Here is a 20,420-nt window from a genome sequence, read left to right on the forward strand (position 1 = left end):
CAGCACCCCCTGGAGCGACTGACCCCACTCACCCCCGACCCCTCTTCGGCGCCCCCCCCCCCCCCCCCCCCCCCCCCCCCGGGGGGGGGGGGCCCCCCCCCCCCCCCCCCGCCACACCGCTGCCGGCCGGTGGTGCTCCAGCGCGCGGTGGTTCCGTGTGACGCATGTGGCGGGCGGGCGCCGACGAGTTGCCGGGGCTGTTCAGCGCGTTGCGGTTGCCAGCAGATTGGGCAGGTCGCGCATGGTCTCGAACACGACGGTGTCCGGCCCCTTCCAGCCGTGAGGCCGGTGTGAGACCGCCGCAGTAGCCGAATGCACGCATTCCTGCGGCGCGGGCGGCCTGTACTCCGTACGCACTGTCTTCGATCACCGCGCACCGCGCGGGCTCCACGCCCATCGAGCGTGCAGCGTGCAGGAAGAGGTCGGGTGCGGGCTTGCCGCTGGGGACATCGGCGGCACTGAAGATGTGCGTGTTGAAGTAGCCGCTCAGTGAGGTGATCTGCAGGCTGTGCCTGATGTCGTCGTGACTCCCTGGCGAGCGCCCGACGACAGCTTCGGCGCTTGGAAGGATCCGATCGGTGCGGCGGGACGGCCGGGCCACGATCTGGCGGGACAGCGGGGGCCGTTCGCTTGGGTGCCGGCCGATTCGGGCTGCGGCGACCGTCGAGGGAGAAGCCTGTCAGTTCCAGCGGACGGCAAAGGGCAAAGCCAAAGGCAAGGAGATCACTCTCCCCGCCACTCTCAACATATAGCGCAGTGGGGGGCTTGCGGCAAGGCCCGGGTGGTGCCGCAAAATCGTCGGCTGAGGCCACAACCTGCGGAAAGAGGGCACCACGTGCGTGTGTTGTCGACGTATGGGGGACGCGGTGACGTCGAATCATCGGTAGGACCGGTAGTGCGGTCGCGAGCGCTCGAGACGGTGGTGCCGGTATGCGCGCCGCCTGACTGGGCGGAGCGGCCGGCCGACTCGTCAGAGGGAAGGCAGCCAGAGACGAGGGCGTGCCTGACAAGAGGTTCGACGGAGCAGGAGGTGCCGGTGATTCGATCGGCCGGTGCAGGGCAACGGGACACGACTGCCTCGGAGGTGTCGCGATGACCGAGCAGTACGTGAGGGATCTTCAGGAAGTTGACGAGACGCAGGTAGCGGTCGTCGGCGGCAAGGGCGCTCACCTGGGCGGGCTGTCGCGGATCGAAGGCATCGGCGTGCCGGCCGGCTTCTGCGTGACGACGGACGCGTTCCGGCGGATCATGGCGGAAGCGCCGTCGATCGACGGTCGGCTCGATCAGCTGTCGCGCCTGAACCCGGACGACCGGGAGGCGATCCGCACGCTCAGCGCGGAGATCCGCCGGACCATCGAAGGGATCGCCATCCCGGGCGATCTCGCGGCGGCGATCACCCGCGCACTTGCCCGGCTCGGCGAGCAGGGCGCCTGTGCCGTCCGATCCAGCGCGACGGCAGAAGACCTGCCGACGGCCTCCTTCGCAGGCCAGCAGGACACGTACCTGAACGTCGTGGGGCCGACGGCGATCCTCCAGCACGTCAGCCGGTGCTGGGCCTCGCTGTTCACCGAGCGGGCCGTGACCTACCGCCGGCGGAACGGCATCGACCACCTTACGGTCCACATGGCCGTGGTCGTGCAGCAGATGGTCCTCCCGCATGCGGCCGGCATCCTGTTCACGGCCGACCCCGTCACGGGCAACCGGAAGGTCGCCACCGTGGACGCCGGCTTCGGCCTCGGCGAGGCCCTGGTCTCCGGCCTGGTGAACCCGGACGTCTTCAAGGTGCGAGAGGGCGAAATCGTTGCCAAGGCGATCGCCGCGAAGCAGCGTGCCATTCACGCCCTGCCGGCAGGCGGCACGCAGGAAGTGGCGATCGATTCGCAGCGGCAGGAGCAGCCGGCGCTGACGGATGCGCAGGTCGTGCGGCTCGTGCAGCTAGGGCGGCGGATCGAGGCGCACTTCGGCCGCCCGCAGGACATCGAATGGTGCCTGGTCGATGGTGGCTTCCAGATCGTTCAGAGCCGGCCGATCACGACGCTGTTCCCCGTCCCCGAGACCGGTGACCAGGAGAATCACGTCTACGTCTCCGTCGGTCACGGGCAGATGATGACCGACCCCATGAAGCCCCTGGGGCTCTCCATGTGGCAGCTGACAGCCATGGTGCCGATGCACGAGGCCGGCGGGAGGCTGTTCGTCGACGTCACGCGGCGCCTGGCCTCGCCTGCAAGCCGCGCCGGCCTCCTGGACGTCATGGGGAAAGGCGATCCGCTGACCAGGGACGCTCTGGAGACCGTCCTCGACCGCGACGATTTCGTCCCGTCGCTCCCGGACGCGGATCCCGGCGGGCCGCCGGGACGCGGTGCGTCCGCCCCGATCGAGACCGATCCGGCCATCGTCACCGAGCTGATCGAACGCAGCCAGGTGTCCATCGCCGCCCTGGAGAGCGACATCCGGACGAAGACCGGACCGGCCCTGTTCGACTTCCTGCTGGAGGCCTTCCAGGAGCACAAGCGAGTCCTCGGCGAACCGCTGAACCTTCAGGCGATCATGGCGGGGATGGATGCCACGTGGTGGCTCAACGACAAGCTGCGGGAGTGGCTGGGCGAGAAGAACGCGGCTGACACACTCACCCTGTCCGCCCCCGACAACGTCACGTCGGAGATGGGACTGGCGCTGCTCGACGTCGCGGACGTGATCCGCCCGCAGCCGGAGGTGGTGGCGTTCCTGCAGGGCGTCGAGGACGAGGACTTCCTGGACGAGCTGGCGAAGCTCGCGGGCGGGACCGAAGCGCGCGACGCCATAGAGGCCTACCTCGACCGGTACGGCATGCGCTGCGTCGGCGAGATCGACATCACGAGGCCACGCTGGCGCGAGCGCCCCACCACGCTCGTGCCCGTGATCCTCGACAACGTGAGGAATTTCGAGCCGGGCGCCGCCGAGCGGCGCTTCGAGCAAGGACGGCAGAAGGCGCAGAAGAAGGAACAGGACGTGCTGTCGCGCTTGCGGGCTCTGCCGGACGGGGACCGGAAAGCCGACGAGACCAAGCGGATGATCGACCGGGTCAGAACCTTCATCGGGTACCGGGAGTACCCGAAGTACGGCATCGTCAGCCGCTACTTCGTCTACAAGCAGGCCCTGCTGGAGGAGGCGGAGCGCCTCGTGCAGGCCGACGTGCTTCCTGAGAAGGAGGACATCTTCTACCTCACGTTCCAGGAACTCCACGACGTCGTGCGCTCGAACCAGGTGGATGACCGGCTCATCCAGCAGCGCAAGGACGCGTTCCGGTCGTACCACGCGCTCACACCGCCCAGGGTGCTCACATCGGATGGTGAGGCCGTCACCGGGGCGTACCGGCGCGACGACGTGCCGGCCGGCGCCCTGATCGGCCTGCCGGTTTCTGCCGGGACCATCGAGGGAAGGGCCCGCGTCATCCTTGACATGGCGAAGGCCGATCTCGAGGCTGGCGACATCCTGGTCACGCCCTTCACGGACCCCAGTTGGTCGCCGTTGTTCGTCGGCATCGCGGGCCTGGTGACGGAGGTGGGCGGCCTGATGACCCATGGCGCAGTGATCGCCCGGGAGTACGGCTTGCCGGCCGTCGTGGGCGTGGAGCAGGCCACCCGGCTGATCCGGGACGGGCAGCGGATCCGTGTGCACGGAACCGACGGGTACGTCGAGATCCTGCCTTGACCGACCACACCGGGAAGCCCCGTCCGTGGCTTCCGACCGAACAACGCGGAGCAGTTGACGACCACCCCACGCGCAGACCGTCCTCGGCCACTCCGTCCCCGACGCGGTCTCGTGGATCGCAGGTCTTGGCCATACGGTCCTCACCATCGTCAACGACCTCTGCAGCTGCGCTCATTGACCGCCCGTCAGATCACCGCAAGTCATCCCGATATCGTTCCACCAGTTTGATCACCGTCTCCGGCGCGCGGCGGCCCAGGGCGGCCGCGCGCCACCGCTCAGACCGCAGTCCGCTCCACGGGGATCCACAGCTCCGCGTCCGCCTGTGACGCGTCCTGCGACAGCCGGGTCCGCAGGATCTCGGGCCCCGGCCGGCTCCGGTACGGATTGGACGGGAACCACTGCGTGAACACGTCCCGCCACAGGTACTGGAGCGCCTGCGGAAACGGCCCAGAGCTCTCGAAGACGGCCCACGTCCCGCCCGGGACAGCGAGCGCGTCCATGCCCTCGGGCACGGCGGCACGGGTCACCACGCCGTGGTAGTAGTCGAGTTCGGTCCCCTCGGCGCGGCTGTCGTCCAGGTCGTCACTCACCGAGACGATCCCTTCCGGCTCCTGATCGGACAGGCTCTGGATGCGTTGCAACGTCTCCTGGTCGATGGCCCGGATGAAGGCGGCGATGGCGGGGTTCACCCCCTCGTGCACGAGAGGGACGCGAGCCTTCCTGCCGACCACACGGAATTCCTCCTTCTCAACGACTCTGTACCGCATGCTGCTGCTCCCTTCGACGATGAGGCGGAAGGACATCCGTGGCTGGGACTGCAGACTCGCACCGACCCGCCTGACCTCGCCGGGACCGACGCCGTGCATCGCGCGAAAAGCACGCGCGAACGCCTCGCCCGAGGTGTAGCCGTAACGCACCGCGACCTCCAGCAGCGTCCGTTCCCCGGCCAGCACCTCGGCACCCGCGACCGTCAGTCGCCTACGCCGGATGTACTCCGACAGCGGGATCCCCGCCAGCGCGGAGAACAGCCGCCGGAAGTGGTACTCCGACGTCACCGCGATCCGCGCCAGGTCGGACACCTCGATCCGTTGATCAAGGTGACACTCGATGTGCTCCATCGCCTGGTTCAGCCGCTCCAGCACCCCGGCCTCCTTCCCTTCGATCACTCACGTTAGGAAGGACTCACCTTGCCTGACCCGACATCCTGTGCCCGGTCCGGTCGGGTACGACAGGGCCCCGACGGCCACGCGCACGCCACACCTGCATCCACCGCGGCCACGGCCTGCGGGCCGGCCCTAATCCCTTGTGGATGCGACGGCGAAACACATCGACGCCCGGGCGAAGCAACGACGACGAGGTGCGGGGCGTCACCACCCGAAGTGTGGAGCATTGTGACTGTTACCCGATTTACGTGACCCCGGTGGCGGAGCGCGGGGTGGTGCGCCGCGGTGCACGAAGGCGCCGGAAAGGGCTTGTTGCCGCGGGTGGCCGGGATGGTTGCCGTAGCCAACGAATGTCAGGGCCACGCCCCTGCGGGGTCGGTGACCGTTGCAGTCATCGGTTACGGAAATATCCGCATTTTGTAACGCAGGCCGAAGTCTGCGCGGACGGACGGGCGGGTGGTCCAGAGTGTGGGTCCTCGGCTTGTTGAGCCGGGACCCGCACCGCGCAACATGGCTCCGACCCGGGCCTGGGCGCCTCTACTTGAGGGGACATCACGTGTCTGCTTCTCGTACTGTCCGTCGTCTCGTCGCTACCGGTCTGGCGGCCGGCTCCCTCGTCGCCGTCGTGGCGATGCCGGCATCCGCCGACGACGGCCACAACCACGGCCGTCACCACCAGACTTACTCCCGTGTGGTGCTCGGCGGCATCCAGTACAACAGCCCGGGCCGCGACGACCACTCCAACCGCTCGCTGAACGGGGAATGGGTCGAGGTCACCAACGCCGGTTACCGGCCGGTGAACCTGGACGGGTGGACACTCACGAACCGCAACGGCAACCGCTACCGCTTCGACGACCTCCGGCTGGGCGCCCGGGCCACCGTCCGCGTCCACACCGGACGCGGCTACGACACCCGCGCCAACGTCTACCAGGACCGCCGCACCGACTACATCTGGAGCAACTACTCCGACACGGCCACCCTGCGCGACAACCACGGCCGCACCGTCGACACCAAGTCCTGGGGCCGCGACCGCGACCACCACCACAACGACCGCGGACACCGCCGCTGACCTGACCCACCCGCCACGGACAGCGGACCCCCTCTCGGAACCGCTGCGTGCCGCCACCCCCCGCCCCCGGAGTGGCGGCACGCAGCCCACACACCCACCGGCCACCCCTCGGGCGGAGTCCCGCCGGGGCATCACGCCTGGGACACGCAACAGGGCCCCGGTCCGGACGGACCGGGGCCCTGTACTGCGGGACAGCCCTTAGGTGAGCTGAGCGCACCTCGATCGGGGCTGACGCGCCGGAGGCCGTCTTCACGGTCGGGGGCGGAGACGGTTGAGGAGACCCTGGGCTACGTGGGCCCGGGCGGTGCGTGCGACGGTGGGGATGAGAGATGGCGCGGTGAAACAGGTGGCCGGATCGGTCAGGAATCGAGAAGCGTGGGTCACGGAACCGCACCTAGCATGACCGCCATGGACATCACCATTCACACCAGCTTCCTTCCGCATGACGACCCTGACGCGTCACTGGCCTTCTACCGCGACACCCTCGGCTTCGAGGTCCGCAGCGACTTCGGACAGGGCAAGATGCGCTGGATCACGGTCGGACCCGTCGGCCAGCCCGACACGTCCATCCTCTTGGCGCCGCCGGCTGCCGACCCTGGGGTCACCGAGGACGAGCGCCGCACCATCGCCGAGATGATGGCCAAGGGCACCTACGGCTGGATCCTGCTGGCCACCCGGGACCTCGACGGCACTTTCGAGAAGGTGCAGGCCAGCGACGCCGAGGTCGTCCAGGAGCCGACCGAGCAGCCGTACGGCATCCGCGACTGCGCCTTCCGTGACCCGGCGGGCAACCTGGTCCGTATCCAGGAGCTTCGCTGAGCCACCTGGTCATCGAGTCGGCCATGACGGCCGGAGTCGCGACCACTCACGAAGAATGCGACGGCCGGTGCTCCCAGGCCGCTGTCCTCGAACCACCCCCCGGCGGCCGCGCGTCGCAGAGCCTGAGCCGGCCCCCGGCCTCCGTCCCCGCCGCCGTCGAGCAGTCGCTCGGTCTGCTCGACCGGCTCGTCGACTTCCGGAAGTCGGTCATCGCCATCGAGTACCTCGCCGCCCGCCGCGGCTCGCGGCCCAGGTGCTCGCGGACATCGAGGAAAAGGAGTTCTCCCATGTGCCATCCCTCGTGGGGGCGCGCACGCACCGCGGCGCATCGCCTGAGCGACCTCGCGCGACTGCGACGCGTCCGCGACCGGATCGACCGCGAGTACGCGCAGCCGCTGAACGTCGAGGCGCTCGCCCGCGGCGTGAACATGTCGGCCGGGCACCTCAGCCGCCAGTTCCGGCTGGCCTACGGCGAGTCGCCGTACGCGTACCTGATGACGCGTCGCATCGAGCGTGCGACGGCACTCCTGCGTCGTGCCGACCTCAACGTCACCGAGGTCTGCTTCGCGGTCGGCTGCTCGTCGCTGGGCACGTTCAGCACCCGCTTCACCGAGCTGGTCGGCATGCCGCCCAGCGCCTACCGGCGTCGTGCGACAGGCGCTGTGGCGGGGATGCCGCCGTGTGTGGCCAAACAGGTGACAAGACCGGTCAGGAATCAAGAAGCGCCGGCCGTCGAGCCGCAACTAGCGTGATGGCCATGGCATCCATCACATCCGTCACCCTCGATGTGGCCGACCCCTCGGCCGCCGAACACTTCTACACCACAGCCTTCGGCTTGGACACGACCCACCACCGGCTTCCGTGGGTTCACGCTGGCGCTCACGGTGTCCCAGCCTGCCACCGTCAACAGCCTCGTCGACGCGGCCGTCGGCGCCGGCGCCACGCCGCTGAAGCCTGCCGCGAAGTCGCTCTGGGGCTACGGCGGTGTCGTACGGGCCCCGGACGGGACGATCTGGAAGGTCGCCACCTCGGCGAAGAAGGACACCGGTCCGGACACCCGGCGGATCGACGAGATCGTGCTGCTGCTGGGCGTCGCCGACGTGGTCGCCAGCAAGCGGTTCTACGTCGAGCGCGGCCTTGCCGTGGCGAAGAGCTTCAGCCGCATGTACGTCGAGTTCGCCGCTGGGCCGAGTCCCGTCAAGCTGGCGCTGTACAGGCGCCGTGCCCTGGCCAAGGACGTCGGTGTCGCTCCCGAAGGCACCGGATCGCACCGGCTCGTGATCGGCGGCGACGCCGGGCCCTTCACCGACCCGGACGGGTTCGCGTGGGAGGCCGCATCGCTGACGCCCACGCCCTGATGTGCCACTGCCGCCCGCCCCGTCCGGCCGCCGGTCACGAGACGGCCGCAGGGTGGCCCGGCGGACGACCGACGGAGCCACTCCCCTGGCGGAAGGGCTATCCACGAAGTGACTGGAGGAAGCATGACGGGATCGCCACCGCGTGGGCTTGAAGAGAGGCTGCGCGACACGCGCGCGACGCTGGAGAGCGACGTCGATCTCTGGGTCGCGACGTCGGGCTCTCCGGGCGGCGTCCACCTCATCCCGCTCTCGTACCTCTGGGACGGGACCACGTTCCTCATCTCGACGCCGCGCGCCTCGGTCACCGGCCGCAACCTGCTGGCGGAAGGCCGGGTGCGACTCAGCCTGGGGCCGACGCGTGACGTAGTCCTCGTCGACGGCACCGCCGAGCCGGTGGACATCGCCGACCTCGGCCCGGAGACGGGCGACGCGTTCGCGACCAGGACCGGTTTCGACCCGCGCGAGCTCGACGAGCCCTACCAGTACTTCCTGATCCGGCCGCGGCGCATCCAGGCCTGGCGTGAGGCGAACGAGCTGCTGGGACGCGACCTCATGCGCGACGGCCGCTGGCTCAGCTGACCGCCCCCACGGAAACACACCTGCCCACCTGGCGAGTGGTGCGGGCAAGGGCGTGGACTCCCCGCGGGCACTCCTTACTCGGACCGAGCGGAGCTGACGCGTGAGTCCTTCGTCATCGATACGGCGAGATCGTGGAAACCAGACGCCGGCTCATCACACGAGCGTGGGGCGGGCAAGTGGATGGTGCGAACCTCGCCGGTGCGCATGAGAGCACCCGAACTTCACACAAGGCTTCGGATCCCTGCGTGCGCGAGTCCATGTGCACCTGCCCGACCGCTGAGCCTGCTGGTAGCGGACTACTGACGGTGACGATCGGTGTCGAAGTCGGTTGCGACCTCGAGGGGTTGGTGTTGCTGTTGTGGTGACGTAGACGCTGCGCTCACGCAGGACCCTCTCAGCTGGCGCCCAGTCCTCATGGAAACGGAAGTGAGCATGGAAGGCGCAAACCACAGTCTCCACGCCGATGTCCTGGTCATCGGCTACGGCAAAGGTGGCAAGACGGTGGCCGCGAAGATGGGCCGCCTCGGCAAGCGGGTCGTGCTGGTGGAGCGATCCGACCGGATGTACGGAGGCACCTGTCCCAACGTGGGCTGCGTACCGACGAAGGCGCTGGTCCACCATGCCGGCAGGCGCCGGCCGGAGGATGCGGCGCAGGAGTGGTACGAGCGTTCCGTCGCCAAGGTCCAAGCGGTGACCAAGATGATGCGCGACGGCAACTACGAAGGGCTGAACGGCATGGAGACCGTCACGGTCCTCACCGGTCAGGCCGCGTTCGTCGACCCGCACACCGTCGCGGTTCAGGCAGGTCGCGAACGCCTTACGGTCACCGCTGACACCATCTTGATCAATACAGGCTCCGAGCCGATCATCCGCGACATCCCTGGCCTGCGTGACAGCCAGTACACCGTCACCAGCGCCGAACTGATCGAGACCACCGTCCTGCCGGAACGACTGACCGTCATCGGCGGCGGATACCTCGGCCTGGAGTTCGCCGCGATCTACCGACGGTTCGGCTCACAGGTGACCGTGCTCGAGGCATCTCCGAAGATCCTCGGTCGTGTCGACGACGACGTCGCCGCCGTCGCCCAGGACATCCTCACCGACGAGGGCATCGAGATCATTGCCGGCGCCCAGGTGAGCCAGGTCCGCGACGGGGACGGCGGCGCGACCGTCGTCTACGACAAGGACGGCCACCAGCACTCCGTAGCAGCCGACGCCATCCTGGCCGCCACCGGTCGCGCCCCGGCCACCCGCGACCTCGCCCTGGAGGCAGCCGGGGTCCGTACCACCGAGCGGGGAGCGGTCGAGGTCGATGCGTTCTTGCGCACCAGCCAGCCGCACATCTATGCCCTCGGTGACGTCAACGGCGGTCCGCAGTTCACCTACATCTCTCTCGACGACAGCCGCATCGTCCTCGATCAGCTCATCGGTGAGGGCAAGCGCTCCACGGAGGACCGGGTGGCCATCCCGCACACGCTGTTCATGACCCCGCCGCTGGCAACCGTCGGGCTGACGGAGAAGGAGGCCCGCGCGGCAGGACACCGGGTGAAGATCGCCAGCCAGCCGGTCGCCGAGATCGTCGCCATGCCGCGCGCCTACATCGTCGAGGACCCCCGCGGCGTCATGAAGTTCGTCCTCGACGCCGACACCGACGACATTCTCGGCGCCGCCCTCCTCAGCATCGACGCGCAGGAACTCGTCAACACCGTCGCGCTCGCCATGCGGCACGGCGTCAAGGCGGCCGAACTCCGCGACGCCGTCTACCAGCACCCCACCTCCACCGAAGCCTTCAACGAGGTACTCGCCACGATCGTGCGAGCCGACTGACCACGAGCCGCTCGCGCCCAGGCCGTGTCTCTCGGATCAGTCGGCGTGGCATCGAGAAAGGAAGGGTGTGGCTGTGACCACCGCATCGATGACGGGGAAGGTCGCGCTGGTGACCGGGGCGACCAGCGGCATCGGGGCGGCCACTGCGGAACTGCTCGCCGAGCGCGGTGCGCACGTAGTGGTGGCGGGCCGGGACCGAGTACGCGGCGAGGCCGTCGTCGAGGCGATCCGGGACTGGGGCGGCACGGCCGACTTCCTGGGCGCCGACCTCCTGGACGCCGGCTCGGTGCGACAACTGGCTCGACAAGCCCTCGAACTGGGAGGTGGCCAGGTGGACATCCTGGTCAACGGCGCGGGCATCTACCCCTTCGGGCCCACCGAACAGACACCGGAGAGCGAGGTCGACGCCGTCTACGCGCTGAATGTGAAGGCCCCCTTCTATCTGGTGGCGGAACTCGCGCCCGCGATGGCCGAGCGGGGCAGCGGGGCGATCGTCAACGTCAGCACGATGGTGGCTGACTTCGGCTTCTCAGGAATGGCGCTGTACGGCTCGAGCAAGGCCGCCGTGAATCTGCTGACCAAGGCCTGGGCTGCCGAATACGGCCCGCGCGGGGTCCGGGTCAACGCCGTGCAGCCCGGTCCGACCCGGACCGAGGGCACGGCGGGCATGGGGGAGGACCTCGACGCCCTCGCCGCTCAGGCGCCCGCCGGACGGCCGGCATCCCCGGGGGAGATCGCCGAGGCGATCGCGTATCTGGCCGGCGACGCCGCGAGCTTCGTGCACGGCGTCGTACTGCCTGTCGACGGCGGCCGCACAGCTGTGTGAACGCCGCCTCCAGGCCCGGCACTCGACGAAGAATTCTGCCCTGCTCACTGACAAGCGATGCCGCTCCATGGGCTCTGGCTCGAGTTCTCGGGACTGCGCTCCGCTCCCCACTCGCGGCTGCTGATGGGCCAACAGGATGTGCCGCATCGACAGGGAGGCCTGGCCGACCGAAGCGAGGAGGGATATGATCGCCGCGATGATGACTCATTCTGTTCACAGATTGGGGGACCCGTCCGCGCAAGGTGAGTGCTGATGCTCACTCAGACCGCGAACAGGGATTCCCGCATTTCCTTCTGGCTGCGCGTGCGTGAGTTCGCCGTGCCGCCTTCCATGATCGAGACTGCGACCGCCCGCCGTCATGTCGGGGACTGGGCGGGGGCGTGTGCCGCCGCAGGGATCGATGTCGATCTCAACCTTCGTTCCGTGGCGCGTACCCATGGCCGGGAACTCGCAGCCCGGGTCCGGGCCGATCTCCGTCATCTGGCGCCTGACCTGTTGCGCTGGCACATGCCGAGGATCGCGCCTGACGGGCTGCTGCGCCCAGGTCTGACCACCGCTCTGGCACGGTACGACGCAGCGGGGTGCGACGGCGCAAGCCCGGTGCACCTCGTGGCCCGGACTCCACCGGCCTGGGCGGATGCCGGTCAGCGGATCAGCCTCGCGCTGTGGGACGGATCCGACTCCGAGGCCGGGGCCTCCCGTCATCCGCACCCACGTCCCAACCGGCGGTTCCGCCTCGACCTGCACCACCACCTCTGGGACGCGCGCAGAACCGATGAGCTGCGAATCCGCTCCGGCGCCGATCGGCTGCCCGCCGACAGTCGCCCTGCGCTGGACCCGGAGCTGTCGGCGGCGGTGCCGCAGCGGTACCGCTGCGCCGTTGACCGGTGGGCGGCCGAGGCGGGGATCCTGCTCCACGCCGAAGGGCGGTCCACCGGCACCGTCGCCGTACGGTTCGGGGCCCGGCATAGGCTGGCCTTGGACCTGGTCGCGGACAGGAACGGCGTGGCGCCGCCCTCATTGCGGATCGCGGCGGCCTCCACAGACGGCGGTGCGTCCACGTTGCCCGTCCTGCCCGACGCCGCGACCTGGGTGCTGCCCGATCTGGAATTGATCCGCACCGGTTCCATCGAGACCGATCGGCTGCACCCGCTGGTCGCCTCGGCACTCGTACCGGATCGTGCGTCGGCCGGTCCGTCCCGGAACCCGGACCAGGCAGGACAACCCCGCCTGGTGGAGTGCCGGGGCGCTCAGCACCGGATCGGCCTGGTCGACGGAGTGCTGGCCCCGCTGGACCACGAACCGGCCGAGATCCGGCGGGAGGAGCTGCTGGCAGCACTGACCGGCGCTCCGCTTCCCTGCCTGCGGGCGATCGACGAGGCGCACCGTCATCCGGACTGCCTCACCGGTGTCCGTGAACGCCTGGACCACGGCGACACAGCCGGCGCGCTGGCCGTCGTCGAGGGCCTGCTCGGCCCCGAGGCACTGCTGCGCACCGGCGCTCTGCGGGACGAACTCGAGACGGCCGCGCTGCGGCGGGTCACCTACGGGCTGTACAGGTCAGGTCTGATCGGACCCGGTCCTGACCGCATGCTTCCGGATCGTCGCCGTCCCCGTGACCGACGCTCGCACCCGCGCCACGCGACTTCTCCCTGACCCGGGGACCTACGTCCTCCTGCATCGACTCGTCTCACCACGAACCCATAGGTGATCAAACATGCCCACATGCACCCCGCTCGCCGCTGCCGCCTCCCTCCCCGACGCAGCCCATGCCTCTCAACTCGACGTTGCGGGCGAGTTGTTGACCCTCCTGCGCGACGCAACCACCGAACCGCGCCCCGACAGACAGCTGGAGGCCCTGACGCTGGCCGTCGCCGCCGATCTGCCCGTGCTCCTGTGGGGCGAGCCGGGGATCGGCAAGACCGCAGCCCTGACACAGCTGGCAGCGGCCCTGGACCTTCCGCTGACCACAGTGATTGCCAGCGTGCACGAGCCCTCCGACTTCTCAGGCCTGCCCGTCGTCGGAGACGATCCCGCGGAACAGGGTGTCCCCATGGCCCCGCCGGACTGGGCGGTACGACTGGTACGGGCCGGCCGGGGGCTGCTGTTCCTGGACGAGCTGTCCACCGCACCGCCGGCCGTTCAGGCTGCCTTGCTCCGCCTTGTGCTCGAGCGGCGGATCGGTTCCCTTCAACTGCCGCCCGGGGTCCGGATCGTGGCTGCCGCCAATCCGCGCTCCTCGGCGGCCGACGGCTGGGAGCTGAGCCCGCCGCTGGCCAACCGGTTCGTTCACCTTCGGTGGACCCACGACCACGAGGTCGTCGTACGCGGCCTCGGTGGCACCTGGCCCCGGGCAACTTTGCCGCGGCTCGCCCCCGAGAAGCTGTCGGAGGCCGTGAACTTCGCCCGCCGAGCGGTGTGCGGACTCCTCACGGCCCGCCCCGAACTCGTACACCAACTGCCCAGCAACGAAGCACGCCGGGGCGGCCCCTGGCCGTCACCGCGAAGCTGGGAGATGGCTCTGTGTCTGATCGCCTTCGCGAGCGCGGCCGGCTCCTCCCGGGAGGTGCTTTCCCTGCTGGTCAGGGGCACTGTGGGAGACGGTCCGGGGCTTGAGCTGCTGGCCGGCCTGGACCGCATGGACCTCCCGGACCCCGAGGTGCTTCTCGCCGACCCGACGGGCGCCGTCCTGCCTGAGCGGGGGGATCTGCGCCAGGCTGTGCTCGACGGTGTGGTGGTGGCGGTCCGCCAACGGCCGGAGAAGTCACGCTGGGACGCGGCGTGGGAGCTCCTGGTGCGGGCGGTGGAGACCGGAGCCCCGGACCTGGTGGTCGTCCCCGCGACCACCCTCGCCGCGCTGCGCCAGGAGGACTGGGACGTTCCGGCATCCATCGAGCGGCTCGCCGGAGTGGTGTCGCTGTCCCGGCGAGCGGATCGAGCGGCAGCCCGTGCCGCGGTCGCCGCGAAGGCAGGCCGATGATCCAGGCCGCACCGGGGTCCCTTGACCTCGACAAGCTCTTTGCCGCCCGGCTGCAGGCCGCTCGGGTCCGGCCGTACCTGGCGACGGCGCTGTTCGCGCTGCACACCGTCGAGTCGAGGCTGGTACCGACGATGGCCGTCGACCGGTACTGGCGGTGCTACGTCTCGCCGGCGTTCGTGGACCGCACGCCGGTGGAGGAACTGGCCGGTGTATGGGTGCACGAGGTGTCGCACCTTCTGCGCGACCACCACGGGCGCAGTGACCGGGTCGCGCGGGCGCGCGGGCTGACCGGCCCGGGGGAGCGGCTGCGGATGAACATCGCCGCGGACTGCGAGATCAACGACGACGTGTTCGGTGACGGGCTGGTCCGGCCCGAAGGTGCTGTCGAACCGGTGTCCTTGGGGCTGCCCGAGGGGGAGCTCATGGAGGACTATCTGCGCCAGTTCCGGCTCGGGGCGCGTACGGAGAGCATGTCCTGGCTCGACTGCGGAAGCGGTGCCGACGGAATGGAACGGGAGTGGGAGCTGGGACCGGACGGCGCGTACGGCCTCAGTGAGCAGGAACGGGATGCGGTCCGGTTCCGGGTGGCGCAAGGCATCACCGGGCGTCCGGGGCACGCTTCGAGGGGGTGGCAGCGGTGGGCGGAGGCGGCGTTCCACCCGCCGCAGCCGTGGCGGGAGTTGCTGGGAGCGGCGGTTCGCTCGGCAGCCTCCGGGTCCGGGGCGGGAGAGGACTACACCTACGGCCGCCCGTCGCGGCGCTCGGCCGGGGTGCCCGGCGCCGTGCTGCCGAGCCTGCGGCGCAGACCACCCCGAGTCTGCGTGGTCATCGACACGTCCGGGTCGGTCAGTGACGCCGAACTGGGCAGCGCACTCCTCGAGGTTGCCGCGATCTCCCGTGCCGTGGGCGGCCGTCGCGACCTGATCACCGTGCTGCCGTGCGACGCGGCGGCCCGGATCGTGCACCCGCTCTGCCGTGGAGAGGGCATACCGCTGATGGGCGGTGGGGGTACCGATCTGCGCACGGGCTTCGCCAAGGCGCTCGGAGCGCGGCCCCGGCCGGATGTCATCGTGGTCCTCACCGACGGGCAGACGCCCTGGCCGGCCGCACAACCACCGTGCCGGACCGTGGTGGGTCTGTTCTCCCGGCAGCATGCAGCGCGGTCGTGGGACGAGGACGATCCCGATTACGTTCCGGATCTGCCGCCCGTGTGGGCACGAGTGGTTGACATCGGGTCCTCTCCTGCTGCTCGGTGAGCCCGTCCTCGACCCGCGTCGAGGGTGATCGCCCGCCTCCCCCGATGCGCAGGAGAACGAGTGCGCCCCGGAATGCGTGGTCGGATCCGACCGCTTCTCCGTGACAGACGCGTTGTTGCGTCCATCGACGGCGCCGCGCTGCTGGAAGGAGACGCACGGACGCGACTGCCGGCGGACGGAACGCTCATCCACCTGGGACAGCACCGTCTGCCCGGGCCGGAACCTGATCACCGAGCCATTGCGTCCTACAGGGCACATCGTGCTCATGGCTCCAGGCCGAGGACGGTCCGACGCAGATGGGTGGGACATGGTGAAGCGGGCTACCGGCACGGTGGCGTCGGAATCCAGGGCTGCGACGCCTCGGTCGTGGTCGATTCACGTCAGCCGGTGGCGGTGGCGGTGGCTTCGGCGGTGGGGCAAGGACGCCAAGGGCCGGTCATCCTGGGTGCGTGGGCGTGTTCTCGCGTCACTTGCCGTGCTGACCTCCGGCCTGATGGCCTTCCACACGAACGTGCCGAACACCGTGGGACACCTGGGCAGTTTGCTGGAGGCATTCCTGCCCTGGCTCGGCCTGGCCGTCCCGGTGCTGCTCGTCCTGGCCCTGCTGCGCCGCTCGGCCACAGCGCTCGTGTTCCTGCTTCTCCCCGCAGTCGTCTGGGCGAACCACTTCGGCGCGTCGCTCCTCCCCGCGGACCGCGGTGCGCATGACATCACGGCGCTCCAGCACAATGTCAGTGACGAGAACACCGCTCCTGTCGGCACGGCGGAAGCGCTCATCGCGGCCGCGCCGGAGCTCATCGCTCTGGAGGAGCTGACACCACCCGCGTTGGCGCTCTACGAGACGGCCCTGGCACCCGACTATCCGTACCACGCGGTGAGAGGCACCGTCGGCCTCTGGTCGAAGTACCCTCTGGCAGACGTGCGCCGGCTGGACATCAAGCCCCAGGGGGTCGAAGAGGGCTGGAGCCGTGGGCTGCGGGCCGCCGCGCGTACACCGTGGGGCGAGACCGCTGTCTACGTCGCCCATCTGCCCTCGGTCCGTGTCCGGCTGACCGGCTTCGACTCGGGTCGGCGGGACGAAAGCGCCGGACTGCTGGGCGCGGCCATCGCCGCCGAGAAGGTGGAAAAGGTGATCCTGCTCGGTGACTTCAACAGCACGGTGGACGATCGCGGGCTGGCCGCCGTCACTTCGCAAATGAGTCCACAGGCACGGGACTTCGCCTTCAGCTGGCCCACGGTCTTCCCCGTTTCCCGGATCGACCACATCATGACCCGCTCGGCGACCGTGACCGGCGTTCGGACCCTGCCCGCCACCGGCAGCGACCACCTCCCGATCGCCGCCGGCATCAAATTTGCTTCCTGATCGCCGAGCGCGCTTAGGGCTGTCCCGTAATCCCTGGCGGGCGCATGACGACGGCTACGGCACCTCGCTGTGTTGTCGGAACGCCCGAATAAGTCCAGCATGAGGACGCCCCTCCGCCTTGCGATGCACCGCATCCGAGGCCGCGCGCTGATCCACCAGGGATTACGGGACGGCCCTTGGGCGGCGAACCCCGCCGAGCAGTGACATGGGTGGCGGTGGTGAGGGCTTTCGCCGACGTGGACGCACATCCGGTTGACGCACGTGCTGGGTCTCCTCCCGCCTTCGCCTCACGTGACCTTGTCGTCTGGAATCGCTCAGTCCCTCTCGACGTCTTCTCTGGGCGGAGAGGGCCGGCTCAACGGTGCTCTGGATCGCCGCCGTCGCCGAGGCGAACGCTCAGCTGGGAACCCAGCTCCTGGAAGCCCAGGGCTTGTGCCACACGCCTTGACGGCTGCGGCCGGGCTCTCCATTGCGGAAGCAGCCCGGCGTCCAGTACCTGAGTCACCGCCGCGGACGCCACGACTCGCGCCAGCCCCCGGCCTCGGCGGTCCGGCGCAACCAGGACACTCAGATGAGCGACCGACCGCGGCCAAGCTCGGTAGCCGGCCGCGGCAACGACGTCGTCACCCTCACGGAGAACGAATGCGGGAGAGGTGATGTCCCCCAGGCCGTTCTCGTCCGCGTCCTCTTCACCAGCACGAGTCAGGAGCGAGGCCAACTCACCGTCGCCGCACATCACCTCCTCGACAGCGGCGCCTCGATGTGCAGGAAGGAAGTCCGCCGGGTCGAGATAGAAGAGGGAGACCGGCCCGAGTACGTCGAGGACGGGCAACACCTCACGCAAGCGATCCTCGTCGACGAGCTCCTCATGGGACAGCTTCCTCGAAGCGTCCGCCATCAGCTGGGCGGCCTGCACACTCGGCGTGGTCAAGCGTCCGCCTCGCAGCTTCGTCATGCGGTGCGGAGAGGACGGAGTGCACCGGGTCCGCCCGCCCGGGGGCGGACCCGGCAGGGAACGGATCAGCTGGACTGACGGGTAGGCATGATCGTGACCTGTCGGAGGTTCGCCCGTGGCGGCAGGGTGGCGATGAATCCGATGGTCTGCGCGATGTCCTGCGGCGTGAGCCACTCGATTGTCTCCTTGGAGCCGTCCACCCACTGAAGCGCGCCGTCGTCGGGGACATGGCTCTGCAGCTCGGTCCCGACGATGCCCGGCTCGATCGCCGACACGCGTACGTTCTGGTCTGAGCGCAGGACGGCGGACGGCACCTTCCTCCGGGAGGTGGCACCGTCCGGGCGCAGCGGGTGGCGGGGAGGCCGGGGCTGCCAGAGGATGGGATCGCTGCTCCCGCGCCGTGCAGCTAAGGAGTCCGGACATGCGCTGGTGGTCGTCGCTGGTCACGATCGGCCGGGAGGGGCTGCGCGTTCAACGGGCGTTCGCCGCCCCGTCGGCGGTCGCACGGGCCGTACTGGCCGTGCTCCTCGCCACGGTCCTCGGCCGGCTGCTGGACGACCCGCTCGCCGGGGCCATGACCAGCGTCGGTGCGTTCATCTGCGGCATCGCTACGCTGCTGAGCCCCCTGCGGCACCGTGTGGTGAACGCGCTCGGGATGGCCGCGGCCTTCAGCACGATGGCCGTACTGGGGGCCCTGGTGCAAGGCGCCACCTGGCTGTTCCTACTGCTGCTCGCGGTCGCGGCGTTCGCCGCCGGGCTGTGGTGGGCGGTGGGCGTCGCGCCCGGCATCCGGGGTTGCCTCGCGGTCATCGGGCTGATGATCACGGCTGATCTCGCTCCCGACGCGCAGGGCGGCCTGCTGATGGCCGGGTGGATCGCGGTCGGGACCGGACTCGTCGTGGTGGTGCAGCTGCTCCCGCCGTACGGTCCGCGGTTCGCCGCCCAGCGCCGTGCCCTTGCGGCCCTGTACCAGTCACTCGCCGAGGAATCGGCCACGGGCGGCTCCGCCGCCTCGGTCCGGTCCGCTCCGTTCACGGCGGCCCGGCAGGTTCTGGACCTGCTGCCGCAGTTCAGCCGGCCGGCGGCAGCAGCCATGTTCGGACTGCTGGGAGAGGCCGAGCGCATCGGCCGAGCGCTGCGAAGCGTGCGGGTGACGGTACCCGCGGCGGCAGCAGCCGGGGACGAGAGGGCACTGGCCGGCGCCGCGCAGGTGCTGGGCGACATCTCCCGTACGGTGGCCTCCGGCCGCGAGCACCGCACCCCCGAGGAGGTCTGGACCCTCCTTGAATCGTGGGCGGCCGCCTCGCCCGTGCGCGGTCCACGCGACCTGGCCGCGCGGTTGCGGGCGGCCGAGACGCTGGCCCAGCGCTCGACCGAGGACCGCCTCGGCGATGTACTGGAACCCCACACCGAGGTGCCGGGCCTGTACGCAGGCACCCCCTCCGTGGCACGCACCGCCCGGCGGATCCGGGCGCAGCTGCATCCCCAGTCGCCGATCTTCCGCCATGCGGTGCGACTCGCGGTGGGCGTGGTGGTCGCCGAGGTCATCGGCCGGTCGATCGGCGGGTGGGGCGGGCTGGGCATCTCCGCGCACGGCTTCTGGGTGGCCCTGACCACCATGCTGGTGCTCTTCCCCGGGTACGGGCACACCATCGCCCGCGGCTGGGGACGGGCGGCCGGGGCCGTGCTGGGCGGCCTCCTCGCCTGGGTGCTGTCCCTGCCGCCCTGGTCGCCCACCGGCCTCGCGGTCGCGTCGGTGCTGCTGGCCGCGGCGTCGTTCGTGACCCTGCGGACCGGGCAGCTGATGCTCAATCTGTGGCTGACCGCCTGGATCGTCTTCCTGATCCACCACGTCGGTGGGCTGCCCGGGCCCACGGCGTGGGCGCGCGCCGCCGACACGGTGGTCGGCGCCGCGCTCGCCGTACTCATCTTCCTGGTCTGGCCGACCTGGTCCACCCGGCGGCTGCCGGGTTTGCTCGCGGAGTGGCTGCGGGTGCAGGACCGGCTGCTCCCCGAGCTGCTGACCGGCTATGCCGACGTCGGGGCGACCGACCTCGCAGCCATCGACGAGCTGCGGGCGCGGTCACGGCAGGTGAGGGAACACCTGGAGGCCGCGGTGGAGCAGTCGCGCGCCGAGCCCGCCGAGCACCGCGGCCCCTGGTCGAGTGAGCAGCTGGAGCAGATCAGGACCCAGGTGTCCACGGTCGCCAGATGCACTGTCCTGCTGGGCGATCAGCTGCCGCGTACCCCGCAGGATGCCGTGCCGGAGCTGTCCGAACTGGCCGATCCGCTGCACGAACACCTCGCCGCCCTGGCCCGCGCCGCCGCCGGTGCCGAGGCCGTGGCCCCGGGGGCACTACGGTCGGTGTTCGACGCCTTCGGAGCCCGTTCCGGCCTGCTGCCCGCGGCGTCCGACGGCCCGGGCAGCGCCACCAGCGGTCGCGCCGTCGCTCTGAGCACCACGATCGTCGACGCCGTCGAGGCCCTCACCGTCGTCATCGCCTCCCGTCGGAGCCCGCACGCGGCCGCCTGAGA

General features: G+C 70.0%; 15 protein-coding genes and 2 pseudogenes. 13 read left to right on the forward strand and 4 right to left on the reverse strand.

The features are described 5' to 3' along the window. Nucleotides 1-201: 201 nt before the first annotated feature. A pseudogene (locus ACFYP5_RS21290) lies at nucleotides 202-538 on the reverse strand (HAD family hydrolase); the annotation flags it as partial. Nucleotides 539-1,092: 554 nt separating this feature from the next. Between ACFYP5_RS21290 and rph the strand changes: the two are divergent. Further along, nucleotides 1,093-3,690 (forward strand): rifamycin-inactivating phosphotransferase, encoded by a 2,598-nt coding sequence (gene rph, locus ACFYP5_RS21295; protein WP_389038198.1) that lies wholly within the window; start codon nucleotides 1,093-1,095, stop codon nucleotides 3,688-3,690. Between the two features lie 275 nt (nucleotides 3,691-3,965). On the opposite strand, the gene ACFYP5_RS21300 is transcribed toward rph, so the two are convergent. Then, the gene (locus tag ACFYP5_RS21300) at nucleotides 3,966-4,832 is read right to left on the reverse strand and encodes a GyrI-like domain-containing protein (RefSeq protein ID WP_389038668.1); all 867 of its coding nucleotides are present in this window, start codon (nucleotides 4,830-4,832) and stop codon (nucleotides 3,966-3,968) included. 577 nt (nucleotides 4,833-5,409) lie between these two features. Between ACFYP5_RS21300 and ACFYP5_RS21305 the strand changes: the two genes are divergently transcribed. The 11 genes and pseudogenes from ACFYP5_RS21305 (at nucleotide 5,410) to ACFYP5_RS21355 (ending at nucleotide 16,930) form a co-directional block, all read left to right on the forward strand. Then, nucleotides 5,410-5,922, forward strand: coding sequence for a lamin tail domain-containing protein (locus ACFYP5_RS21305; RefSeq protein ID WP_389038201.1), 513 nt, complete (start codon nucleotides 5,410-5,412; stop codon nucleotides 5,920-5,922). Between the two features lie 408 nt (nucleotides 5,923-6,330). Beyond that, the gene (locus tag ACFYP5_RS21310) at nucleotides 6,331-6,741 is read left to right on the forward strand and encodes a VOC family protein (protein WP_327122863.1); all 411 of its coding nucleotides are present in this window, start codon (nucleotides 6,331-6,333) and stop codon (nucleotides 6,739-6,741) included. 287 nt (nucleotides 6,742-7,028) lie between these two features. After that, nucleotides 7,029-7,493 carry a helix-turn-helix transcriptional regulator gene (locus ACFYP5_RS21315; RefSeq protein WP_389038671.1) on the forward strand — a complete coding sequence of 155 codons (465 nt, stop codon included), beginning with the start codon at nucleotides 7,029-7,031 and terminating at the stop codon, nucleotides 7,491-7,493. Between the two features lie 5 nt (nucleotides 7,494-7,498). Further along, nucleotides 7,499-8,099 (forward strand): annotated as a pseudogene (locus ACFYP5_RS21320) (glyoxalase). A gap of 123 nt (nucleotides 8,100-8,222) precedes the next feature. Beyond that, entirely contained in the window at nucleotides 8,223-8,678 is a 456-nt protein-coding gene (locus ACFYP5_RS21325; protein WP_389038204.1) for a pyridoxamine 5'-phosphate oxidase family protein, read from the forward strand. Between the two features lie 432 nt (nucleotides 8,679-9,110). After that, nucleotides 9,111-10,505 carry an FAD-dependent oxidoreductase gene (locus ACFYP5_RS21330; RefSeq protein WP_389038207.1) on the forward strand — a complete coding sequence of 465 codons (1,395 nt, stop codon included), beginning with the start codon at nucleotides 9,111-9,113 and terminating at the stop codon, nucleotides 10,503-10,505. Between the two features lie 88 nt (nucleotides 10,506-10,593). Continuing rightward, entirely contained in the window at nucleotides 10,594-11,331 is a 738-nt protein-coding gene (locus ACFYP5_RS21335) for an SDR family NAD(P)-dependent oxidoreductase (protein ID WP_389038673.1), read from the forward strand. Between the two features lie 252 nt (nucleotides 11,332-11,583). Further along, nucleotides 11,584-12,987, forward strand: a complete 1,404-nt coding sequence (locus ACFYP5_RS21340; RefSeq protein WP_389038210.1) for a hypothetical protein — start codon at nucleotides 11,584-11,586, stop codon at nucleotides 12,985-12,987. Nucleotides 12,988-13,048: 61 nt separating this feature from the next. Beyond that, nucleotides 13,049-14,311, forward strand: a complete 1,263-nt coding sequence (locus ACFYP5_RS21345; RefSeq protein WP_389038213.1) for an AAA family ATPase — start codon at nucleotides 13,049-13,051, stop codon at nucleotides 14,309-14,311. After that, nucleotides 14,308-15,567 carry a VWA-like domain-containing protein gene (locus ACFYP5_RS21350; RefSeq protein ID WP_389038216.1) on the forward strand — a complete coding sequence of 420 codons (1,260 nt, stop codon included), beginning with the start codon at nucleotides 14,308-14,310 and terminating at the stop codon, nucleotides 15,565-15,567. The genes ACFYP5_RS21345 and ACFYP5_RS21350 overlap by 4 nt, the downstream gene beginning before the upstream one ends. 493 nt (nucleotides 15,568-16,060) lie before the next feature. Further along, nucleotides 16,061-16,930, forward strand: coding sequence for an endonuclease/exonuclease/phosphatase family protein (locus ACFYP5_RS21355; protein WP_389038676.1), 870 nt, complete (start codon nucleotides 16,061-16,063; stop codon nucleotides 16,928-16,930). 355 nt (nucleotides 16,931-17,285) lie between these two features. Here ACFYP5_RS21355 and ACFYP5_RS21360 read toward each other — a convergent pair whose 3' ends face one another. Then, on the reverse strand, nucleotides 17,286-17,861 hold the full coding sequence (locus ACFYP5_RS21360) for a GNAT family N-acetyltransferase (RefSeq protein ID WP_389038219.1): 576 nt from the start codon (nucleotides 17,859-17,861) through the stop codon (nucleotides 17,286-17,288). Nucleotides 17,862-17,950: 89 nt separating this feature from the next. Continuing rightward, nucleotides 17,951-18,160: a hypothetical protein gene (locus tag ACFYP5_RS21365; RefSeq protein ID WP_389038221.1), complete on the reverse strand. Its 210-nt coding sequence runs from the start codon at nucleotides 18,158-18,160 to the stop codon at nucleotides 17,951-17,953. Nucleotides 18,161-18,306: 146 nt separating this feature from the next. Here ACFYP5_RS21365 and ACFYP5_RS21370 point away from each other — a divergent pair, with 146 nt between their 5' ends. Continuing rightward, nucleotides 18,307-20,418: an FUSC family protein gene (locus ACFYP5_RS21370; RefSeq protein WP_389038224.1), complete on the forward strand. Its 2,112-nt coding sequence runs from the start codon at nucleotides 18,307-18,309 to the stop codon at nucleotides 20,416-20,418. The last annotated feature ends 2 nt before the right edge of the window (nucleotides 20,419-20,420 follow it).

The sequence above is a fragment of the Streptomyces sp. NPDC005262 genome (assembly GCF_042872425.1).
Taxonomy (GTDB): Bacteria; Actinomycetota; Actinomycetes; order Streptomycetales; family Streptomycetaceae; genus Streptomyces.